Consider the following 25,229-nt stretch of genomic DNA (forward strand, 5'->3'; position numbering starts at 1 on the left):
TAATCAGTGTCTAAAGGAACTTAAGTGGGATTAATCGAACTAGTTTTACTGTTTGTGGCGGGTGTGCTGGGAGGAGTGATGAACTCTATAGCGGGAGGTGGCAGCTTTATTACCTTTCCCGCTCTCATGCTAAGCGGTGTTCCCCCTGTGATGGCTAACGCCAGTAATACGCTCGCTTCTACAGCGGGCTATTTGAGCGGGGCTTACGCGTTTAAAGAAGATATCCGCAAGGATAGGAAAAACTTACCAAAGATCATCGTATTTAGCGTGCTTGGCGGGGCACTAGGCGCATGGTCATTGATGGTCGTTGAAGAAAATACCTTCCTGCGCGTGGTTCCTTGGCTTTTATTGTTTGCAACTGTGCTGTTTATTGTGGGACCTAGATTCAATCAATTATTACAGTCAGCAGCGAGTCGGTATAAACATGCTTCATGGTTAGGGCAAATTTTTGTATGGATAGGCTTGCTAGTGGTTGCTACATATGGCGGTTTTTTTAATGCTGGTCTTGGCATTATTTCATTAAGCTTCTTAGTAATCGCCGGCTACCGAGATATCAATATTATGAACGGTGTTAAGCTTTTAATTTCATGCGGCGTATCTCTAACTGCGATTGTGATTTTTGTGTATCAGGGAGCGATAGATTGGCCAGCGACTTTGGTGGTGTTGGCAGGCACTTTAGTTGGGGGATACTATGCTGCTCACATCTCTCGCAGACTTCCACAAGTGTGGGTCAAGAATTCGGTAATAGTGATAAGTGTTTCTATAACGGTGTATTTCTTTTACAGCACTTATTGGTAGCGTATGCCGATCGTATAAAATAAAAAGGCTCGGCTATAAGACCGAGCCTTTTTGCATTGTTTACGAACGTTAACGATTAAGCTTCTGCTGTAGAAACTAGGCTGTTATCAGTACCACAATCGTTTGCTACGTAAGCGTCTGCTTTAGGGTCGTTTTCCCAAATTTCACCATCGATCAGGTAGCGAAATTGAAACTGTTGGTTCTTAGGGAAGCGAGTTTTAAAGTTGAACGTTTTCTTCGTTTTGTTGAACTTCATGGCAACAGGTTGCCAATCAGTGAAATCACCAGCAACAGAGATAGATTGCTCTTCTGTCTTTGGCCACTCAAAAGTTACTTCAACTTCGTCTTTGGTTTTGAAAAATCGTTTTTTCAGCACGGCTATATTCCTTATATGTAATCCAACGCTAATTTTATTCTCAGCGATTAAAATATGAACTTCAAGTAATTTTGTAATTTTATAACTAAATTTTAAGACGCTTATCAATAAGTTGACTTGTTTAGACAAAATTGTATGTTTTTGTAATAGGTATGAAGAATAGTATTTCTTACCGAATACATCAGAAACATCATGTAGATCAATGGTTATAGCTCTGCGTTGATATCTTTGTTTTTGTACTCATTGTATTTGTGGCACGTTAGAAAAATTCTTACTAATTGTCTTTTTACTACATAAGGAAGAGGTAAATTGAATCTCATTCAGTTGATAGCTTATAAGGGATCAATAGTGGGTTAGCGGGGTATTCCGTATTATTCACCACCTGAACTCCCGTTAGTTAGCTAATGATTATGGATTGATTACTCGGTACTAAGTGACTGAATTTACTAATGGTGGTTGGACTGTTTTCAGTCAATAACCCGCTTAAGGTTTAAAGCCTTACGGTAAGTAATTAATCAATATAGAGATATTCACTGAATGAGACGTATTTTGCTTGGTAGCTTGTTTGCTGCTGTTTCTGGCTTTTGTTCTTTAGCATTTCAAACCTTGTGGTATAAGCAACTTGCTTTGGTTATTGGTATCGATGTGTATGCGACGAGTACCGTGATCGGCGGGTTTTTAGTGGGTGTTGGTATTGGCTCGCTTGTCTTCGCAAAGAAAGTAAATCAAATCGGGAACATAAAGTCATGGTATAGCTCATTAGAAGCACTGGTTGCTTTATCAGCATTAGCCATTAGTGTCGTTCTCTACCAAGGCGTCTCACTTTATGTGCAAGTAGAGAGTATTTTGGGGCAGTCTGCTTTACTCATTTATGCCTTGCTATTGGCAATTCCTCCATTCTTTATGGGAGGCACATTACTGCTACTTATTCGATGGATAGAAGTCTCCACGGGAGCCGAAGAAAAAAGCCCAGCAGGCCTACTTTACGGTATGAACATTATGGGTGCTGTTGTGGGGGCTCTTAGTGCACCAACATTATTGTTGCCTCATTTTGGTATTTTCAATTCAATTGTCGTTGTGGTTGTTGTTAATTTGATTTTGGCGATGACGGGTTACTTGGTGATTAATGTTGTTAATGCCCCTAAAAGCAGACATGAAAATAACGGTGAACAGGAGGTTATCCTTAAGAGAGCTCTAGTGCTGCTTTACTCGGTATCAGGCTTTGTCGCTATTGGAATGGAGTTGATCTGGATACAAACGGTATTGCAGTACATGAATACGCGCTCCATTGCGTATGCGACAATTTTAGCGGTTCTCTTGTTTGGGTTAATGTCAGGTAACTTGTTTGCGAATCGCTTAAAACTGAACTCAGTAAAGAGCTACTCACTGCTATTGTCTTTGATGTGTTTTTCAATGATATCAGTGATTGCGCCGTATCTAGTTATTAGTAAGTTTGTTTGGGATACGCAAATGGTAGTCAAGGCTGCGGCTTATGGTCTATCACACAGCAGTATGTTCTCAAACCTTAGCTCGTTTGTGTTTATAGCTTTCTTTTTTGTCTTCATGGGCGCATTTGTTTTTGGGTGTATTTTCCCGCTGGCACTAAAAATTCAAAAGAACAATCAAACCCAAGCTCATTTTTCTGGAATCTTGCTTGGCTTCAATACTCTAGCTGGTGTTGTTGCTACTGCTATGGTCGGGTTTATTTTTATTCCAACTTTTGGCGCTATCAATACCATTAAGATACTGTCTGGTTTGATCATATTAGTGGTGATGTTGTTCGTTCGTCATGCTCAATTTAAACGACCTGTTTATGTGAGCTTAATGTTGTTGTTAGCTATGGTCGCAATTTTACCAAGTAGCAAACTATCAGATCTTCTTGTTGAAAAAGAGGGCGGTAATTTATTGTGGTTTGCTGAGGGCGTTGGTAACACGGTCGCTGTTATTGAACAAGGTGAGGGAGAAAGAGCATTTCACCGACTTTATATTCAAGGGGTGTCAAACACTGGTGATGTTATGGCTTCTTTGCGATACATGCGCCTACAATCCTATATACCAGCTCTAATCGCACCGGAGCCACCTAAATCAGCACTTGTTATTGGATTGGATACGGGAATAACAGCGGGCGCATTAACCAATATCGATTCACTCGACACTCGCCATGTATTTGAACTCTTGCCAGAAGTGGTAGAAGGCACAAAGAATTTTAATGGAAACTATAATGTTGCCAATAATCCTGGGGTAGATATTTTTGTAGGTGATGGTAGGCAGCAGTTGAGTAGGCCTGGCATGTCTTATGACTTAATTACTTTAGAGCCGCCACCACCAACTGCCTCAGGTGTCTCAAATCTGTATTCGGATGACTTTTATAAGCTAGCGAAAACCAGATTGACTGATAACGGCGTTATGGCTCAGTGGTGGCCTATAGCAACACAAAGTGTCGAAGCTTCGAGATCATTAGTCGCAACTATGTTGAACAATTTCAAATACGTTACGTTATGGACGACCGAAGTACATGAAATGCTGCTAGTGGGCTCAGATAAGCCTCAGAATATGGATCCTACACGTATTGCGAGCACCATTAATAGTAACCCAGACTTAAACCGGTCTTTGCAAGAGGTTGGCGTAAAAAGTGGAGACGCTCTGCTAGCAACTTATGTCGCGTCGAGAGAAGAACTTGAAGATTTCTCTGGCAGTGACACTACTTTAATTACCGATGATTACCCGTTGCTTGAATTTGATGAATGGACTAATGAGCTTGTTGTTACAGATATTATGCCGGATTTGATTAATCGCTTCACAGTGGCAACATCCGACAAAGCTCATGTAGAACAGATTAAATATGAACAAGATAATCTGGTTGCTTTTTATATCGCGACCATGGCTGCTTATGAAAATCAGCCAGATACTTGGCGCAACTATATGAACTGGACTCTGAAAAGAGATCCAAACAATGCTTACTATATGTGGTTCAAACCTTAAAAAGGCATCAACTTCAATTAAGCAAAAAGCCTCGCAATAACTAGGGCTCATTATTGCGAGGCTATTCATTTTTCAAGTGCTTGGAGAATACAGCGTTTATGTTTATTCGTAGTCAGCGTTACATTGGTATGTAGCGCGCCATATTAAGTCCCTTGAATGTTGTATGGTATTTAACAGTTCTTTCCCTGTGATCTGTGGGATAGCAAGTAACACTCTTAAATCCAACTCAGACTCGGAAGCTTGATAGGCTCTAACATGTGTGAACGTTGTACGCTCATTTTTCTTTAACATTGTGCTATTGATGCAAATGCCGAATGAGTCTTTGTTCATGTCTTAACCTCCCATTGTTGAGACATAAACATTCTATCGACTACTACTTTGGTAGTATATAGTGATTCGTTCATTTTTTGAGCTCGATCAATAGATTTAAGCAATATAATTCACTTCATATTGGATGTGGTTTGTTGCATAGCAGGTGGTGGTTTTGGGTGTTCGATACATATCAGAATATAATTCTGTTTATGGAGGGTAAATAGTGAACTGGTTAGGCTGTAAACGTTTACCCTTTCATAAAATAATTAGACGCATTTTGGTGACTATTTATGCATAAAGACTTAAAGGAGTCAAAAAGTGAAGAGGCGATTGCCTTTCTGATTTTCAGGTGATATTTGAAAGATGATTCGAGCTAGTAGGTGGTAATTAGAGCTAAAACATCCTAAAGAATTCTCAAGGGGAAGGGTAAATATGTTGATCGGTTTTACTCCCATTCTTCACTAAAGATTCGCAATGGACGACGGATGATAATTAATCATTTGCTGTTCATAGGGAAGATCATTCTGAATGTAAGTTTAGAAGGAGCAAAATCTAAATCACTCTTTGATAAAAATACTAATTTATAGACTGTCGGAATTTAAATTTGCAGTCGATAAAGCGGTTTTAGGCGTATACCACTGCTTTAATATCATTAGGTTAACACGTTTGCCTGCATAACTGCTCAGTCTGCTTTAAAGGCGAATGTCGCTACTTAAGTCTGATAATCGGGAATAATCTTATCATCTACTGATAATGGGCAAACTGGTATTCGCAGAATAATATTTTGATCGCCTAAGTACCCTCGATTTCTCTCAAAAAGCGATTTAAGAGCGCATAAACCCGTATTTCTATATCGACAATGGGCAGAAGATACAATCTAGCCATTTAATCTATTCTGCCATTTGCGTAATCTTTTAATTGTTACCAATTGTAAACTACTGGTTATTGAAGTCATTCAAACTGCTAAATCTTCCTTTTATTAACATAAGTTATTATTGATTTTCAAACTCATAATATGGTGCGCTCTTTGGCGTTGTTTAACGTACTTTTACTGCTTCTTCCCCGCATTTTACAAAATGTATAACTCATTCATTTAAATGATGTTTGATGAAAACTGGTCAAGATGTAGCAGTTTTTCGTAGAAATAAACTCGTAACACAAATTTTAGCTCCTAACATAGCCGTAAAAGGTTCCAAATCGACGGTAAGTTGCTAAAATGTTATGAAGGTGAAAAAAGAACGTATTCAAAAAGTTCTAGTGTTAGCAGTACTGTCTTGATTAAGGATCGTCGAGGCAGAAACAAGGATGTAGGCTATGGAAGAGCAAGTACTTATCACAGATGTGTCTGTGGTAGAGACTCACGGCAAGGCCGTTGTAATCAACGCGTCAAGCGCCGCAAGAGATATTAAGAAAGGCGATAGCCTTCAAAAAGGCGATGTACTCCTAATTGGTAAAGATGCCAAAGTCATGGTTCAGTATGGCGATAAGGCTGAGATTTTTGACCAAAATTGTGCGGTGTGTGTCGCTAGTGTGAGCCCAGATGAAGCTAGCCAATTAGCCTCATCCGAAACAGACGTTGCATTGCTGCTTGGGCAAGAAGAGGCGCAGTATACTGAGCAAGACATTGCCTTAGTTCAGCAGGCTATCCTAAATGGTGAAGATCCTAATGAAGCTTTAGAGGCTGCTGCTGCGGGTAAAAATGTCAACGCTGAAAATGCAGCCAATGACGGGTTTGTTACCGTCGATATGAATTACATTGAAACCCATCCAGAGACTCAATTTCAAACAGATGCCTTCACGTTAGATCTTCCGTCCGTCGATGATGATGGCTTGACGATAAGTTTTGCCGAAGGTGGAGGGAGTATTGCAACTGCTCTTGTTGAGGGCTCTCTTTCTCAAAGCACTTATCCTCAAACCACTACGGGTTCTTTTTTCATAGAGCAAGCGACCTTTCAGCTCGACGCTTCCAGTTTTGAAGTCTCGCCCGTCGACATCGATCAAGTGCTTGCGGAGCTCAACGCCAATATTACTTCCGCTGGTGACGCTGTCACATTTATTTATGATCAAGGAACCAATTCGATCATTGGTACTGTTGCTGGTGAAGAAGTTTTATCTATTACCATCACTCCTAATCAGCTAGAAAATGGCATTGATTTAGTGGTGACGACTACGGTCTCAGGCCCTATTGATCACATCGATTTTAACGGTCAATACATATCGGTTTCCAACGACCAACTCAATATTGGCTTTAACATTACAGGCAAAGATTCTAGTGGCTTTGAATTGGTTGAGCCTATTTCGTTCAGTACAGTCGTTGCCGATGGCTTTAATCCAAACTTTGACTCTGCATCCGCAACCGGGACCACCACGATTAATGAGGGTTCAGAAGTCGGCGCAAATGCCCCTGCTGTAGGGGATACCGGTTTGAACTTGGGAAGTGATGCTGCAGATTATCTCACTATCAATGAAGCTATCCTTGATGATCCGACATGGACCTCTCTAACCTCTAATGGATTGGAGACAAGTCTGAGCCTGACCTCAGATGCTCAAGTAGATGTCGACTCCAATCCTATTTTAGACAAAATTATTGTGACACTAGCCGATGACCCGAGTGTTGTAGTGTTGGAAGTGGTCGTTTCAGTCGATGGCAGTTACATTGCGACTTTAAGGCAGGCAATTGATCAGGATGTGATTAGCAATATTAATGAACTGCTTATCCCGGTGCATGTGGTTGATTATGATGGAGATAGCACGCCTTCAGTTATTACCGTGATCATTGAAGATGGTGATGATCCTACAGGCGAAGGTAGTCTACTGGATTACACTGAAATCGTCGGCGAACAAAGCGAAACACGCACCATAGAATTCACCAAGGGCAGTGACAATATTGACGACATTTCATTCGATCAGAGTGTGGTAAGTGACGCCACCTGGACGAGTATTATCAGTAATGGTCAACTTACACGAGTGACAATTTCTGATGACGGCAAAACGATTTCGGTCGATACCTTGCTTGGTGAACCTGTTCTGCAGGTAACTATTGATAACAATGGTGAATACACATTAACTCAATACCGAGCTATTGAGCAGGACAGTGAAATCCTAAGGTTGGTGATACCAACTACTGCTACTGACACCGATGGTGACTCGGTAACTGAAAATATCAATGTGGTTATCCGGGACAATATCAGCCCAGAAGGCGCGCCGAGTGAGGTGGGTTATGTTGAGACGGGCGATGTAGGGCAGACCATTGAAGGACAAATAGATTTTGCGATCTTTAGTGACGCAATAGAAACCGTGCAGTTTGCCTCATCGACTGAATCTGATCCTATCTGGAATGGACTCACCTCAAACGACACGCCTGTGACTGTCTCGCTGACAAATAACAATACCGTGCTCACGGTCACGACTACTGGTGAACCGAGTGAAGTAGTGATGACGGTGACCATTAACACTGATGGTTCATACACCGTGGTACAAAATGCTGCACTGGATCATCCGCTCGAGAACTTACTTGAGCTTCCAATTACCGTTATTGCTACTGATTTCGATGGTGATACGGGTAATGAAGTCATCAATATTAAGATAACGGACGGCACTGATCCTGAGGCACAAGATTCAAGCGTTAGCTATACAGAGTTAGACGATGGTGTTCGCAATGCCGCTGGTACTATAAAAATTGAAAAGGGCTCCGATGACATCGCTAGCGTAGTGTTTGACTCTTCTGTGTTAGACGACGCTGTATGGACCGGGATTAAATCCGATGGACTTGATACTGAGCTGCGCTTAGACGGCAATGTTCTTACTGTTTACTACCTCAATGCAGATAATCCTCCGGTAGAAGTACCTGTTCTTGAGGTCACTATTGGGTTGGGTGGTCGCTACCTGATTAGGCAGTTTGAATCCATCGACCAAGATGATGACTCTCAAGATATTGTTTTACCTTTGCCTGTGGTTGTGACTGATACTGATGATGATTTCACCAATGCCGATATCACCATCACCATTTTGGATGGCGAAAACCCATCGGCAGGGGATGCAACGGTGGAGTTTGTTGAGAAAGCGACAGAGCAAACCTTCTTAGATAGCTTCGAGATTCAGCAAGGGGCTGACGCAATCGAAAACATTGCCTTTAATAGTGCGGTGTTATCAGATCCTGATTGGACAGGTCTTATTAGTAATGATCAAGCCTTAGAGCTTTCACTTAGTGCCGATGGTACCTTGCTCTCAGTGTTTGTCGTCGGGGATTCAAATAATGTAGTACTCGAAGTTGAACTCTTAGACCTTGATGGTAACTTTCGAGTAACCCAATTCCAGGCACTTGATCACACCGTGCTTGAAGAACTTCTACTTAGCCTACAGGTTGACCTGACCGATACTGATGGCGATGTCATTAATACTCAGATCAACGTCAATATCACAGATGGTGATAATCCAAGTTTAGAGCCTAGCACTGCGCCTGACATTAATGAAACAGGAGCTGAGGTTTCAGTTGCTGGCACTGTTTCAGTCGCTATGGGTAGTGATAATGTCGATACTGTAGTTTTTGATAAGGCAACGGTTGAGGCTGATGGCATATGGACGGGGCTATTAAGTAATAACCTAGATACTGAAGTATTGGTAACGGACAATCTGGTTATTGTTCATATTGCAGGTGACCCGACCAATATCGTTCTGCAAGCGGAAGTGGGCATTGATGGTAGTTACACGATTACTCAATTCCAAGCTCTAGAGCACAATGGTAGCGATACTCTTACTCTCACACTTCCAGTGATTGTAACCGACACAGATAACGATCCAGAAACTGAAAATATCACCATCAATATCATTGATGGTAATGACCCTGTGATTTCAGATAGTGCTGTGGTCCTGTTCGATGATGCGACGGATAACCCTATTGCAGAGACAGGCTCAGTCAGTCTTGCTGTGGGCAGTGACGTTATAGAATCCATGGATGTCACCCTAACTTCAGACGAGTTGACGGGGTGGGATGCGCTTACCAGCAACGGTCAGGAGACCACACTTACTGTAACTGATGGCAGCCTAGTGTTAACGCTAGCCGATGGCACCGAGGTGCTGCGCTTTGATATTGATCTCGAAGGCAATTATTCCATTACTCAATTCTTGCCACTCGATCAACCGGTAGATAACCAAAACCTACTGTCAGCCACAATTACTGCGACCGATGCTGATGGTGACTTTGATTCATCAGTGATTAGTATCACCATCAATGACGGTATGGACCCAAGCCGTCCTGGTAATGTTGTTACGCCGTTAAACGAGAATGATATTCCATCGAATGAAATTGGTGATATTGACCTAACTCCGGGTGTGGATGCCGTTGCCACGGTTGAATTTAGTGACGATGTCTTAAGCGATACCTTATGGCTTGGATTGACCTCAGATAATCGAGCAACGGAGTTAAAGCTCAGCGACGATGGCACCGTTTTAATTGTGCACATAGCAGGTGATGAAGATGCAGTTGTGCTTCGCGCCACCATTAATTTTGACGGTTCATATTCTATTGAACAATTAATGGCTTTAGAGCAGGACACTGCAACTAACGTCAACGATCTCACCCTTCAAGTTGATGTGACCGATACCGATGGAGACGTTCTCCCAACCACGATCTCTATGCCAATCACTGATGGTGATGATCCCACTATTACTGATACAACAGCGATACTGGACGAAAATGATATCGGTGCTACGGATTACATCCCAGAGACGGGTAGCCTCAATTTAGTCAAAGGCAGTGATCTTGTTGAGTCTGTGGTAATCGATGAGAGTGTGTTACTAGACACTGACTGGACTGGCTTAACGAGTAACGGTCAACCGGTAGAGCTTGAATTGAGTTCGGTTGCGCAAAACGGCGTATCAGACACCCTAATCGTAACTCGTGCAGACAACGACGAGCCCATTCTAGAGATTCGAGTGAATCTTGATGGCACCTTTAGCATTACTCAATTAGGACCTATCGATCAGCTAACAGGCGATTCTATCGACCTAACCTTGCCAGTAACAGCGAACGATGCTGACGGTGATTTCGATAATGCCAATGTGGTCATTACGATTAACGATGGTGATGATCCAAGTGGTGTGGGCGATGAAGTTACACTGCAAGAAACAGCAGGCATTGTTCCAGGCGACGGCCAAGTGGTGTTTACTCCTGGCAGTGAAGATATTGTTGATATCTCCTTTGACCCTGAGGTTGTCAATGATCCAATTTGGCTTGGCATTGTCAGTAACGGAGAGGGAGTGAGTTTAGAATTAATCGACTCAAAAACTTTGGTTGTTACCTCTAAAGCGGACCCTAGCACTGAAGTGCTACGCGTCACTATAGACAACGAAGGTAATTATCAAGTCATCCAGTCTCAACCTATTGAGCAAGACAGCACTGACCTGACCAAGCTTATTTTGCCAGTTATTGCCAGCGATTCAGAAATGGATACAGGCACAGCTGACATCACGATCAATATTCTGGATAACGTAGCCCCAGTCGCTGAAACCAGCACTGTAGAATACACAGAAACAGGGGATGCTAACCAATCTAACGGTGGCACAATACTGTTTACGCCTGGCTCTGATGCAGTTGAGACGATTGTCATTGACTCAGTAGTATTAAACGATGCCACTTGGGGTGCATTAACCAGTAACGGTGAAGCAACGAGTCTAAATTTGGATCCTACGGGTAAGGTTTTAACTCTTGCTACCGCAACAACTGATGTGTTGGTTCTAACGCTAAACGACAATGGCACCTATACGGTTGTACAGAACGATGGGCTTGACCAATTATCAGATGATGACATCAATGATCTGTTAGTACCTGTTATTGGTACCGACTTTGATGGCGATTTCAGCTCAGCCAATATCAACATTAAGATCACTGATGGCGATAATGCCACTTTGACGGCATCTTCTATTGAATTGGATGAAGATGATGTTGATGACAACACGGCTACCGATACAGGCTCTATTGGCCTAGTTGAGGGTAGTGATGCGACCAAATCGGTTGAGTTTACCCTAACCGATGAACAGAAAGCCGAATGGGAAGCACTAACCAGTAATGGTGAGGAGACTCAGTTGGTGATCACCGCCAATGGCATAACGGTTCAACTTGCCGACGGTACTCCAGTTCTGACTCTTGCCATTGATATCTCTGGTAACTACACCCTTACACAGTTAGAAGCTCTGGATCAAACCGATGATCTGAACGAGCTTCAGGTAGGCGTGGATGTTACCGATACTGATGGCGACGTAGTGTCTACAACCATAGACATCACCATTAACGATGGCGATGAGTTTGATATTACCCCGGGGGATGAGGGCTGGAACGAGGACAACATTGGCGATGGCACCGTTCTGCCAGTTACTGGTGACCTTGGCTACCAAGGCAGTGATGCAATACAAAGCGTTCAGGTAGAGCTTTCTGATGACCAATTGGCTGTTTGGGAAGCAATTACCAGTAGTGGTGAAGAAACCGATGTAGTGGTTACCGGCAATACAGTTGCCGTGAACACCCTAACAGGTGACCCAGTTCTTGAATTAGTACTTAATCCAGACGGTACTTACAGCATCAATCAGTTTGAGGCTATCGACCAAGACGACAATGACCCTACCAACCCTGATGAGCTAGTGCTTGATGTTGGGGTGGTAATTACAGATACAGATGGAGATGAGACTCGCACTGGCGTGAGCTTCAAAGTTGAAGACGGCAGCGATCCAAGCCTGACCGACGATATCGCAGACATATTCGAGAATGATATTGGTGATCTGACTAAGCAGCCGTTCGAGGGAGACCTTGCGCTGACCGAGGGCAGCGATGCGGTTACTTCAATTGGTATCAACAACTCAGTACTTGATTTGGCAAGTCCATGGCTGAATCTAGCCAGTAACGGTGAAGATACTGATGTTGCCTTGTCATCGACTAATCAAATTGGCATCAACGACACGCTTACTGTCTCTCTTGAAGACGGCACTATCGTGATGCAGGTGATTGTAAATATTGATGGTACTTACACCATCGACTTGCGTCAGCCGCTAGACCAAGACGTCGTCAGCAATCTAAATAGCTTGTTGGTTCCAGTAGATGTGACCGACAGCGACCTAGATACCACCTCTGCCACCATCACGGTTAACGTAACCGATGGTGATGACCCAACGGGTGTAGATAGTGATGTGGAGTGGACCGAAACTACAGGTGAGGTTACAGCTGACGGCACTATCTCTTTCACTGCTGGCAGTGATGATATTCAAAGCATAGAGTTTGATCCTACAGTGCTGGGCGATAACGCTTGGACTGGATTAATGAGTGAGGGCGAGTCCGTTACTGTCGAGCTTTCTGATGACGGCAAAACACTTACCGTCACCGCTAATGACTCTGAAGCACCTGTACTAACCATCACTATCGACAACGATGGCAATTACGATATCACTCAGCACAGACCGATAGAGCAGGCGGATGGCACTGACATCAACGACCTAGTGTTGCCTGTGCTTGCTAAAGATACCGATGGTGACTCTGGCAAGGCGAACATCAACATCACTATTAATGATGCGCTTCCAGCAACGGGTGTCGATGCCAATATCAATGTTAAGGAAGAGGGCTTGCCAACCGTTACTGACGGTGAGATTGTATTTACGCCAAACAGTGACTCCATTGAGAGCTACGAGTTCTCCCCTGAAGTTGCTAACGACGCAACCTGGGGTGCGTTAACCAGCAACGATGAAGCAACCACAGTCACGGTCAATGGCAATATCATCACTGTAGCCTTAGCCACTGCTCCCAATGCAGTTGCATTAGAGCTGGTTATCAACCCTAATGGCACCTTTACTCTAACGCAAAATCTTCCTCTTGATCAGGACGTACTGACCAATATTAATGAGTTGGTTGCGGGTGTGATCGCCACTGATTTTGATGGGGATACCTCCACTGCGGATATCAAAATCAAGATCACCGATGGCGCCGATCCTCAAATTTCAGACTCGACAGTGAACTTTGTCGAAGTGACTGATGGTTCAAGCTTTACTGGCAATATGACCATCACGCAAGGCATTGATAATATTGCTAGTGTTGAGTTAGCACCATTGCCCGCTAATTCACCTTGGGACGGTATTACTAGCGATGGTGAAGAGACAGATCTGATCGTAACGTCTGATTCGATAACAGTTTATAAATCTGGGGATACTTCCCAAGTTGTTTTGACGGTTCAGATAAATCCAAACGGCAGATACACGATTACGGAAAGTGACGCCGTTGACCAGCCAGTCGATGGCCCTCTGTCACTAGAACTAGAGGTTGTTGTCACTGATACCGATGGAGACTTTGATACAGGGTCACTTAAATTAAACATATTCGATGGTGCCGACCCCATCGTTATCGACGGTAAGGTAGATATTGTTGAGATCTCTGGTGAACAGAGTTTCTATGAGAGCTTTGATATTGTTGTTGGTACCGATGAGGTCGAATCTGTAGAAATAGACCCAGAAGTGCTCAATGCAATCGAATGGACTGGTTTGGTTAGCAACGATCAAGCAACCACAGTAGCACTGTCTAACGGCAATACTTTGCTCACGGTCTATATTGGTAGCGATCCATCTAACAAGGTATTAGAGGTCGAGATTCTCGATCTAGAGGGTAACTATCGAGTTACCCAGTACCAAGCATTAGATCATGAAACACTGGAAACCTTGTTGTTAGACATCCCAGTGTTGGTTGACGACAGTGATATGACCAGTGGCCCTGTTGAGGGGAATATTGCACTGACTATTTCTGACGGTGATGATCCGACACTAGAAAATGACACTCAGGCATGGAGTGAAGACGATTTAGCATCAATATTCCCTATATTTTCAGACCTTAACCTAACGGTTGGTAGTGATGATATTGCGAGTATTCGATTCGAACTGACTGCAGAGCAACTTACTGCACTTGAGAACTTAACCAGTAATGATCAAGCAACCGACGTGTCAGTTTCAGACACCCAGATAATTGTCAGTCAATCGGGCCTAGATGTACTTGTCATTACGCTTGGTAGCGACGGCTCCTACAGCATCAATCAGACATTGCCCATAGATCAAGACGATACTGGCCAAGTCAATTTAGTGTTTGACGTTGTTGTTGAAGACACCGATGGCGATGACAATGTTGACCCTATTACAAACCGACCACCTTCCAATATTGATATTACGATTACTGACGGAACGATCATAACAACGGACCCTGCCGATGTTTCGTGGAGTGAGGATCAGATAGGTGATACAGGATATGTGTTTGATGGTGATCTGAACTATCAGGGTAGTGATGCCATTGCTACTGCAGTAATAGACCTTTCTGCAGAGCAGCTCACCGCATGGCAAAGCATCACAGTGAATGGTGAAGCAACAGCCTTTGAGCAAACCGACCAATCACTGGTGGTTCGATACAACGGTTTGGTTGCTCTGCAATTGACGTTGAATATCGACGGCACGTTTAAGCTTGAGCAATTTATTGCGGTAGACCAAGATAACGGTGGTACTGACCAGTCAAACCTAAGCGCCGGGGTTATTTTCACCGATACTGATGGTGACATTACTAACTCAAGTATCACAGTGACCATAGATGATGGTACTGATATCCAGACGACCAATCAGGTTGAAAGCTGGAATGAAGATGATGTTGGTACCATATCTCAGCCAATCACAGGTGATATTGGACTGACCCTCAGCCCAGATGAGTTGGCAAGTTTAGAGTTTGAATTAACTGCTGATCAGCGCGCCGCTTGGGAAGCGATTACCAGTAATGGAGAAGCGACTACCTTAGTCGAGGGCGAGCGTTCGCTAGAGCTTCAACTTGGCGATGGCACAGTCGTATTGTCGCTTACCATGGATATCGATGGTAACTATGTTATCGAGCAGTTTGAGTCTATCGACCAGCTAGCCAACGATGACATCTCTAGGCTTGCAACCAATGTTGTTGCTACCGATGGCGATGGTGATGTGACCACCAATAGTATCTCTCTACAAGTAGAGGATGGTACGAACATAGGTCTTGGCAACCGTCGGGTGACATTCAGTGACGATGATATTGGAACTAGCAACTTACCAGTTACAGGTGACATGAGATTGACCGATGGCAGTGATGCCTTGGCAAGCTTTGGTTTTAACCTAACTAATGGTCAAACTAATACGTTAAATTCGATTATCAGTAACGGACAAGCAACCTCGTTCACTATTACTGAAAATGGCACTCTGGTCACTGTATCACTGGATGCTGCACCAAATACACCTGTGTTAACCGTCCGCCTAAATGTAGATGGAGAGGGTAACTTTGACGGCACTTACACCGTTGAACAGCTTCAAGCGATTGATCAAACCAACAACAACGACAGAGTTGATCTGTCGTTCCGAGTTCAGCTAGAAGATACTGACGGTGATATTACCCGTGCTGCGGCTAGAGTGCGCATCAATGATGGTGAAGACCTATCATTCACCGTTGATGATATCGAATTGGCATGGAATGAAGACAACATCATAGGGGCTATAGATTTCCCTATTACCGGTGATGTTGGTTTAACCGCAGGCGTTGATGATATCGCATCTGTAGTGTTCTCTTTAACGGCAGATCAGCAAACTGCATGGGATGCAGTGACCTCCAATGGTATGGACACTAAGGTAATTATCAGCGTAGATGGCCAGACTATTACCTTAGTCACAGACGATGCAAATGAAGATGTGGTGCTGGTGGGTACTATCGATATCGATGGTAATTACAGCTTTGAACAGAAGTTGCCTCTGGATCAGTTTGCATCGGACGATACTAATCGTTTAGGCGTCACGATAGAGGCAACCGACACTGATAACGATACGGTAACTAAGGATATCAGCCTAGTTATTACTGACGGTACGGATCCGAACTCTACTGATCAAAATGAGATTGTTGACGAGAACGTCATCCTTGATATGGATTCAGCCCCAGTAAGCGGCGCTGTGGATCTTGTTAAGGGGATTGATGCTGTCTCGACCGTGCGTTTCAACCAAAGCGTGCTGACAGACCCTGCATGGACAAGTCTGGTTAGCAACAACCAAGGTGTTGAACTGCTGCTAAGTGCAGACGGCACGACCCTGACAGTGCATATCGCGGGTGACACAAGCGATGTGGTGCTTGTCGCGACTGTTAACCTTGACGGCACTTATACTGTTGAGCAGATACAGGCTTTAGAGCAGGATAACGATGCGTCAGATTTCAATGATCTCAACCTAACTGTAGATGCGACCGATAGCGATGGTGACACAACCTCTGCCAACGTGAATATCCGCATCGATGATGGCCGTGATCCTGAGGTAGATGCTGTACCGCCATTGACACTTGAAGAGAGCAACATCGATCAAGAGCAGCCTGATGTTCCACCAATCCAAGGTGGTAACGACCCAGATGGCAACCTTGAGCGTGGCAACTCAACAGTGACCTTCTTGAAGGGTACCGATGATGTTGAGGCCTTCTACCTTGATGTAAATAACATCACCGCAAGTTATGTCGACAACAGCAATCAGACTCAGGTTATCCCACTGACCTATCAAGGTGTGGCGATTACCTTTATTGCGGTTGCTGGTGGCTATATGGGCGTGGCAAACGTCAATGGTCAGCAGCTTGATATTCTATCGATTCAAATAAACAATGACCTGACGAGTACTGACTTTGGTAAGTTCGACTTTGAGCTTATCCGGGCAATAGATCATCCGATTGCAGATGCAGCGGATACCCTAAGCATCAACCTTCCAGTGTTCGTGCAAGACATGGACGGTGATGATTCAGCGACTAAGAATCTAGTGGTTAACGTCGTGGATGATGTGCCTGAGGTAGTAAGTAAATCTATCTCTGTTGTGGAAGGGGACGACCAAGCGAGCATCAATGTTCTTCGCCAGAGCGGACAAGATACCGATGGCGCCGATGATGGTCTACTTACTCAGATCACTATTGGCACTACCAATCTCACCATCGACCCTGACGGTGGTTTCCAAAGCTTCAATCTTTATAGCGATGGTAGTGACCCTGCAAATCCAGCGGATCCAAGCCTGTTAATGGGCGTACTCGAAGTGCATCCAGATGGACGTATTCGCTTTACTGCTGCTGACGACGTACAACAAAACGGTGATTCTGCCAGTATCGATATTAGTGTTACTGCAACAGACAGCGATGATGATACCGATACCAAGCCGATTACTATTACGGTTGACGATATTACTTCCGAGATCACTGTATCAGAGGCAAGCGGAACTGAGGATGCGGGGCGTACTATTGTCGATGGGGATACTAACCCACAAGACAATATTCCAGTCGGCGATGCACCAATTAAGGTGAATATCAGCGTTAATACTGGAGACTACGACAACAACGAAGAGCTTGGTGATATCACCATTAAGAATGTCGACCCAGCCGAGGGCGACTTCTACTACTTCGATGGCGCCAACTACATTCTATTGCCAATAAATGCTGGTGAGGTAGTACTAACCAAAGATCTTCTTGATACTGCGACAGCAGACAACGAGAACTGGTCAGTAGAGAATCTGTTCTTTGTGCCTGCCCGTCATCAAGGCAGTGAAGGAACTGACTACAGTTACTCGTTCGATGTTCAGGTAGTACGCAATGATTCGGTGAGTGAAACCTTAACCGGAGATCTCACTGTAGAAGTAAAAGCCATTGCTGATACCGCAACTTGGGAGCCATCAGAAGGAAACTTCGATGTCACCATCAATGAAGATGAAGAGGCGACTCTAGCTATTCTGGCGCAAACCCAAGATGCCGATGGTTCAGAGACGATTACCTATGAAGTGAGCTTTACCTCTGATGTTGGTCAAGTGCTATTGATAGATGGCGTCGAACAAACACCAGATACTAACGGCTTCTACATCATATCTTCTGATGACATTGGTAACGTCACGGTAAAACCTGCCGAGGATTGGAGTGGTTCATTGCAGCTTAAAGTGGTCGCTATTACCACTGAAAGCGATCCAAATGCTGAAGTGCGAGAAGCTCGCTCTGAGGAACGCTTCTTTACTGTTAACGTCAACCCTGTTGCTGATGAGGGTTCTTTGACAGTGACTCGTATCGTTATCGATGAAGATACGACAACCACTTTAGACCAGCATATTGAGATGACGGCCTCTAAAGATGTTGATGGCTCAGAGTCTCTATTTGTACAGATTTCAAATCTTGTTGATAGCAACGGTAATCCAGCCACTCTAAATTGGATTGGTACTGGCGACAGTGCCATCGTTGAGATTTCTACCGGAGTGTATGAGATCCCATACGATCAATTAGGGTTCGTAGAGTTTGTTCCTTTCATTCACAGTAACGTCGATTTTGAGTTCACAGTAACGGGTATTATCCGTGATACTGCGATGGTGCTCAATCCAACTGATGAAGAAAATGGTGGGGGTACCTTAGTTGAAGCCAGCAATGATCGTGTTCTAGATTCCCGTCAGGTTGTTGTTGACCTTAAAGGTGTAGCCGACATCCCATTCATTGATGTAGAAGGCGTTGGGGAGCAGTGGGAGGTTATCCGCAACGAGCAAGGCATAGGTACAGGTATAACCACGACAGTCGATGAGAACCAAGACGTCCCGCTTAGTTTTAAAGTACTTTCTGGGGAGCTTGCAGATTCGCCGTTCGATGATTCTGAATCGGTCACAGTGCTGATCTCGAATATCCCTGAGGGCGTAGAGCTTATTGATGAAGAAAACAACGCTATCGATTTGGTGTTTGTAGGGTATGACGACAACGGGCAACCTATCTACCAAGCGAACCTTACTGATGCCGGGGTTGATACGGGTATCATAGTTAGACCTGTTGAGTCATCAACAGAAAACATCAACTTAGATGTGACGGTCGTAATCACCGAAAATGACGGTGATACTGAGGTTTTTGAAGGCAATATCGAGATCAAGGTTAAACCGGTTATCGATGCAGAAATTACCTACACTGGCCGCGCGGTAGGTAATGAAGATGAATTCATCACTATAGATTGGCAACCAACGGGCTCTGATTTTCCAGATGCTGACGAAGAGATTTTGCTACTAAGACTTGAAGGAGTTCCGGAAGGCTCGATCATTCGAGTGGATGGCGAAGAGTTTATGCCATTCTTTGATAGTACCAAGGGAAAATGGATTGTAGAGATTGGCCTTGAAGAGGTTCTTAATGGCGACGGCGAGGTGATTCGCAATAGTGGTCTTTTGAAACTGCTCGCCGGCGAAACTGTACTGGAGATCAAGCCACCGGAAGATGACAGTTCCAATTTCGAATTAACGGCGACTCTTGAGATCACCGAAAAAGATTATGAACTTGAGCAAGGTGAAACGCCGAATGAAGGCATAGCGCTCAAAGAGATCACGGGTACTATTGATGTAATAGTCAAGCCTGTGGTTGAGCTAGACGCGACAATCGGTATCTTTGATCAAGACGATCTCACTACGTCTTTGGATTCTATCTCGGCGGATGCTGATGGTAGGCTGAGCTTTACCATCAACAATAGTAACAATGAAGATGGTCGCTATAGCGTTAACATGCAAGACCTCGATAGCTCAGATAACGAGGCAATCCCAGCAGACGAACCGTCAGAGATCGTCGAAGACTTGGTTATTGATTTCAATATCACAGACCAAGATATCCTTGACCAACTTATCATTCTCGGCGCGGTGAACAACGGTGATGGTACATGGGTTATTACCGATGAAGATAGCTTCGAAATACTTGCGCCAAATGGATTGGTTATTCCGAATGATGGCGACACAAGCTTCTCATCATTGACTGTGACATTTGCCGCTCGTGTTTATGATAGAGGTGATGAAGATGAAGGTAATGGCCCACGTATCATCAAAGAAACTGATGTCACTCTTACATTCCCTGAAACGGTAGATGGCAATGATAGTATTGCAGCCGAAATCATCGCAAATACTGACGCTGATGACATCGTATTAGGTGTTGAGGACCAAGGCGTTATCGATTTAGGTACGCAGATCCTAAGTAAAGGCATTATTGAAGCGCAGAATTTTGATGGGGTAATTGATGAGCTCTCGATAGTTTTCAAAACCTCCGATCTTCCTGCGGGCTTTGTTATCAATGGTGCTGACTTTGACTATGTAAATGGTGAATACATTTACTTGGCTCAAGTCAATGCTGACGGTTCCATTTCAGGTACAAGCAACCTGACTCTAACGGCTCCGGATGATTATGCTGGTGATGTAGTTTTAAAATTCACGGCTGTAACCACAGACGTTCAGTCTGGTGATGAGAAGAAGTTTGAGCTTGAAGTCCCTATTGCGATCTCTCCTGAAGTAGAAAACTCTCAGAATATCGAAGTGACCGTAGTTGGCACAAGTGGGTTAAATGATGAATTGCTACCTGTAAACGAAGCAGATTCGACCGATGAAGAAGTTTTTCAGCCAGATACAGCCTATGAAGATGGCTTGATACATCTCGACCTTAGCGTTAGTTCTACAGATAAGGACTCAGATCCAACGCGAGGAGTGGAAAGCATTCAGTCCATCACAATTACCGTTACAGACCCAACGGAAGGTTGGTTGGTCGACAGTGAAGGTAACTTGGTGACGTCACTTACGCTCACATATGATGCTAGTAACCCATCGGCGTTAGACGACTTCTTGAAAGATGTACAATTCCAACCGGCAGAGCACTTCCCTGAAGGTGATGGTGACAACACCGTTTCCTTGACGGTGTCTGGTACTATCACAGACAAGACCATCTTCGATGAAACTGATGGGTATACCAAAGGCCCAGATGAAGACCCAGGCAAACCGTTTAATGGTGAGGTTTCGTTTGAGATCATTCCTGTACTTGACCCTATCATAGTCACAGGTGGTGACCGTTCCAATCGGATTATCATTACTGGTGACGAAGATACTGAAATTAGTCTAAATCAAGTGAATGGTGACCCATTCCTACTATCCCTAATAGACCAAGATGGGTCTGAAGAATTTGTCTCAATTCGACTTTCTGGTGTGCCAGAAGGGTTCTTGGTTAAGTCTTTAGACGAAGGCCCTGACGGTTTTGTAATCAAGAATAATGGTGATGGTTTTTGGACTATTCAATTAAATGATCCAGCAGCAACTACCGTTGCTTTTGACAACATTGAAATTACACCAGCAGAGGATTTCAGTGGTACTGTGGACATTGGCATTATTGTCTTCACTCAAGAGAAACTATTAGGCGTTCCAACCGAGCACAATGCTAACTTTACATTGGTGGTAAACCCAGTCGGTGATGTAGTAGACAGTGATATTGCCCAAGCTGTCGAGGGCACAGAGAACGAAGACATCGATATCTTGCTCAATACCTATATCGTTGATAATGAATACTCATTACCTGGTGATGGAAGTGGTAGTGATTATCAAGAAAGTGCTCCTGAAACGCTGCGCATTACCGTGGAGGGTGTCCCTGAAGGGGGAGTTATCAAGCTTGCTGACGGCACCTTGTTTACGGACAACGGTGACGGCAGTTGGACGCTAGATGTTGATGCTCAAGAGTTGGATAAGCTTGTGTTTAACCCAGGCGACAATAACTCGTCTAACTGGGATCCAGCGCAGTTAACCATCAAGGTTCAGTCTGTTGATGTTGCTTCCAATAGCGGCAACGAATATCTAGGACCTGAAACTGTGCAGGTGGTGGATGTCACTATAGAAGAGGTGAACGATCAGCCTGTATTTGGTGGTGTGAATGATCTAGTGGCGCTAGAAGATAACGAGTACAACATTACCAATCTCTCCATTGCAGATCCTGATACTGCTGATGACCCTACGGCTATTTATACATTCACCATCACAGTAGACAGTGGCTTGCTCAACTTTGGCCCAGATGCAGAAACTAACTTCGGCATTACTTTGACGCCAAATACTCCGTCAACGTCAATCACGGTGACGGGTACAGTTGATCAGATAAACGCAGCTCTTGCTGATGGGGTACGCTTCAATCCGGAGGCAAACTTCAATGGTGATGTGAACGTGGATATCACGGTCAATGATGGTGGTAATTTAGGTATCGTAGGTGAGCCAAATGATAACTCAGGCAGCTTTGTTATCGATGTTGAGCCAGAGAACGATCAGCCACTTATCGACCCAATCACAGACACCACGGTATCTGAAGATGGCTCGGTGGGCATCACTGGTATTGTTGTCAGTGACGTGGATACAGCAGATGACTCTACGGCGTCATACACGGTAACCATCTCTGTTCCATCAGGTATCGGTAGCTTTAGCTTTATAGGTGACCCTGACACCTTCGGCGTGGTTATCTCGGGTGTAGGCACAGAGAACGTGACTATCGATGGTACGGTTGAGCAGGTTAACAACTTCCTAGCCTCTGGCGTTACCTTCACCCCAGCGCCCGACTACAACGGCACCGCTACTGTAACGGTCGAGGTGGATGATAATGGTAACTTAGGTGCAGTGGGCGAGCCAAACACCAATCAAACCACTTTTGATGTAGAGGTGACTCCTACCAACGATACTCCTGAGCTGTCGGGTATTAGTAACAGAAACGTTGATGAAGATAATAGTCTGTCTATAACCGATCTACAGATCTCCGATATAGATGAGTCAAATGATCCAACATCCGATTACGTACTTACTATAGCGGCTGATGCTAATGGTGATTTCGACTTTGCTCAGGTGGCGAAGGATGCTTTCCCTGGCAATATCGATATTACAGACGGCCAGGTGGTTCTCACGGGCACTATTACTGACATCAACACCTTGCTAAGCAGTGGGCTTCTGTTTACTCCAGATGCTAACTATCAAGGTGAGGTGACTGTAACTGTGACTGTCGATGACCAAGGCAATTTTGGCGCACCAGATGAGCCAGAAACCGCCAGTGACGATTTTGTGATTACGGTTGATCCGGTGAATGATGAACCAGAGATTGCGGATATCCCTACTCAAGATGCGATGGAAGACATTGATACTCTCATCACTGACATCCAGATTTCCGATGTTGATGCAGTTGATAACCCAGATGCTATTTATAACGTCACTGTTGGTGTCGACTCTGGCTTACTCAACTTCTTGAGCGACATTCTTGCAGACTTCGACGTCACTATTGAAACGGCACCTTTGCCAGCGGCGAGTATTGAGATCTCAGGCACCGTTGCCAATATTAACAGTGCACTGGCCAACGGTATCAACTTCACTCCGGCGGCAGAGTCTTTTGGCACCGTGACAGCCACGGTGACGGTTAATGACAATGGCAATTTTGATGGCGGTGACGAGACGGCAACCAAACAATTCGATATTGAGGTTTCTGCAGTCAATGATGAGCCAATCAATACTGTCCCTGCCGAGATCACAGTAGAGGAGGGAGGTAGTGTTAAGGTTGAAGGCATACAAGTAAGTGATGTTGATTATACCGGTGCAAATGCTGGAGACGATATAGAAGTCCTCCTCAGTGTGGATGTCGGTACGATTAACATTGTTACTGGCAACGGTTCTGTGACCATTACAGGCAACAGTACTGACTCGGTCACCTTGAAAGGGCCAATAGCTCAAGTCAATGCCGTGTTGGCAGAAGCTGACGCAGCTGATGGTGTGTTTTATAGCAACCCGCAGGGTACGAATAGTGCGGAGCTAACCGTCTTAACCAGTGATAATGGTGTCTTTGATGAAGACGGCACTAATGCACAAGACCAAGATACGGTTCAGATTAACATTACTCCAGTGGCGAATGCTCCAACGCTAACGATTGATACCGCAAGTCAGCGCAGTCTGAATACCATCATCTCTGATGCAGCATTGGTGTCGAGAGGTATTCCGCTTGTCGGTTTGATGGCAGCCTTGTCTGATGCCAGTGAGATTTTGACAATCGAGGTTCGAGGCTTAGACAGTGCCTTAACTGTGCAATCCGCTTCGGGAAGCGTAACTCCTGGCACTGATACTGGGACTTGGATATTGGATCAAGTTGCTTTATCGGATGCATTGGTCGTGGTTGTTGATTCAGGAGTATTGCCGGCAGCTTCGCAGTTAGCCTTTGATGTCGTTGCTGTTTCAACGGAGAGCAATCCTAATCTCACGGCAGAATCTGCCGCTGTGAGCTATTCGGTGACGGTGTTAGCTGATGGTGATGAGCTTGATGCCTCTGCTGCGTTAGACAGCAGCACTGTCGTCGATGGAGACCAAGCATCCACTCTAAGAGGTTCTGATTTTGATGATGAGCTAATTGGTGGGGATGGCAATGATACCTTAATCGGCGGTTTGGGTAGTGACATTCTTACTGGTGGTGATGGTGCTGACATGTTTGTCTGGGACGCATTGGACGATGGTGCTGAAGATGTCATTACTGACTTTAATCTTAACGATGGCGACATCATTGATCTTACCAATATTCTGGAGGAGCTAGCGACGATTGATGATGTAGATACATTGTTAGCTGCTCTCGATAGCGATGAGCTAAAAGCTTCAGTAGTAGAAAATACTGAAGATGTTCAGATTGAAGTTGCGACAGACACTGATACACAATCAATATTGGTTAAGGGATTAAACACTCAACTGGATTACGGCGGTGACCTCAATAAAGACCTGTTAACGACAATGTTTGATAATCAAGTCTTTAAACATGGTGGTGATAGCTAAAACCAGTACCCGTTAGCACGTTTTTATCGCTAAATTGTTTAACTATTGGCCGCTTGTCGGCCAATAGCATTATTTGTCACACTAACTATTTCAAATCAGTATTACACTGATAGTACTGGTTGCATCAAAAGGGATTGGATACCCATTC

The 25,229-nt window shown here is 44.3% G+C and carries 5 protein-coding genes; 3 read left to right on the forward strand and 2 right to left on the reverse strand.

Annotated elements, in window-relative coordinates; all coding sequences use genetic code 11:
• The first annotated feature begins 78 nt into the window (after nucleotides 1-78).
• Nucleotides 79-798, forward strand: coding sequence for a sulfite exporter TauE/SafE family protein (locus tag OCU46_RS18790; RefSeq protein ID WP_244311401.1), 720 nt, complete (start codon nucleotides 79-81; stop codon nucleotides 796-798).
• 76 nt (nucleotides 799-874) lie between these two features.
• Here the strand turns inward: OCU46_RS18790 and OCU46_RS18795 are convergent, their stop codons facing one another.
• Entirely contained in the window at nucleotides 875-1,174 is a 300-nt protein-coding gene (locus tag OCU46_RS18795; RefSeq protein ID WP_141271206.1) for an isoamylase early set domain-containing protein, read from the reverse strand.
• Nucleotides 1,175-1,711: 537 nt separating this feature from the next.
• On the opposite strand from OCU46_RS18795, the gene OCU46_RS18800 reads away from it, so the two are divergent.
• Nucleotides 1,712-4,156, forward strand: a complete 2,445-nt coding sequence (locus OCU46_RS18800) for a fused MFS/spermidine synthase (RefSeq protein WP_141271205.1) — start codon at nucleotides 1,712-1,714, stop codon at nucleotides 4,154-4,156.
• A gap of 102 nt (nucleotides 4,157-4,258) precedes the next feature.
• On the opposite strand, the gene OCU46_RS18805 is transcribed toward OCU46_RS18800, so the two are convergent.
• Nucleotides 4,259-4,486 carry a cation transporter gene (locus OCU46_RS18805; protein ID WP_141271204.1) on the reverse strand — a complete coding sequence of 76 codons (228 nt, stop codon included), beginning with the start codon at nucleotides 4,484-4,486 and terminating at the stop codon, nucleotides 4,259-4,261.
• A 1,296-nt stretch (nucleotides 4,487-5,782) separates the two neighbouring features.
• Between OCU46_RS18805 and OCU46_RS18810 the strand changes: the two genes are divergently transcribed.
• Nucleotides 5,783-25,081 (forward strand): retention module-containing protein, encoded by a 19,299-nt coding sequence (locus tag OCU46_RS18810; protein ID WP_141271203.1) that lies wholly within the window; start codon nucleotides 5,783-5,785, stop codon nucleotides 25,079-25,081.
• Nucleotides 25,082-25,229: the final 148 nt, after the last annotated feature.

Origin of the sequence: Vibrio comitans (assembly GCA_024346835.1) — a bacterium.
Taxonomy (GTDB): domain Bacteria; phylum Pseudomonadota; class Gammaproteobacteria; order Enterobacterales; family Vibrionaceae; genus Vibrio; species Vibrio comitans.

What these genes read in the sequence shown, in the direction of transcription:
- OCU46_RS18790 (WP_244311401.1), top strand. Translation starts at nt 79, where the DNA reads ATGAACTCTATAGCGGGAGGTGGCAGCTTTATTACCTTTCCCGCTCTC.
- OCU46_RS18800 (WP_141271205.1), top strand. Translation starts at nt 1,712, where the DNA reads ATGAGACGTATTTTGCTTGGTAGCTTGTTTGCTGCTGTTTCTGGCTTT.
- OCU46_RS18805 (WP_141271204.1), bottom strand. Translation starts at nt 4,486, where the DNA reads ATGAACAAAGACTCATTCGGCATTTGCATCAATAGCACAATGTTAAAG.
- OCU46_RS18810 (WP_141271203.1), top strand. Translation starts at nt 5,783, where the DNA reads ATGGAAGAGCAAGTACTTATCACAGATGTGTCTGTGGTAGAGACTCAC.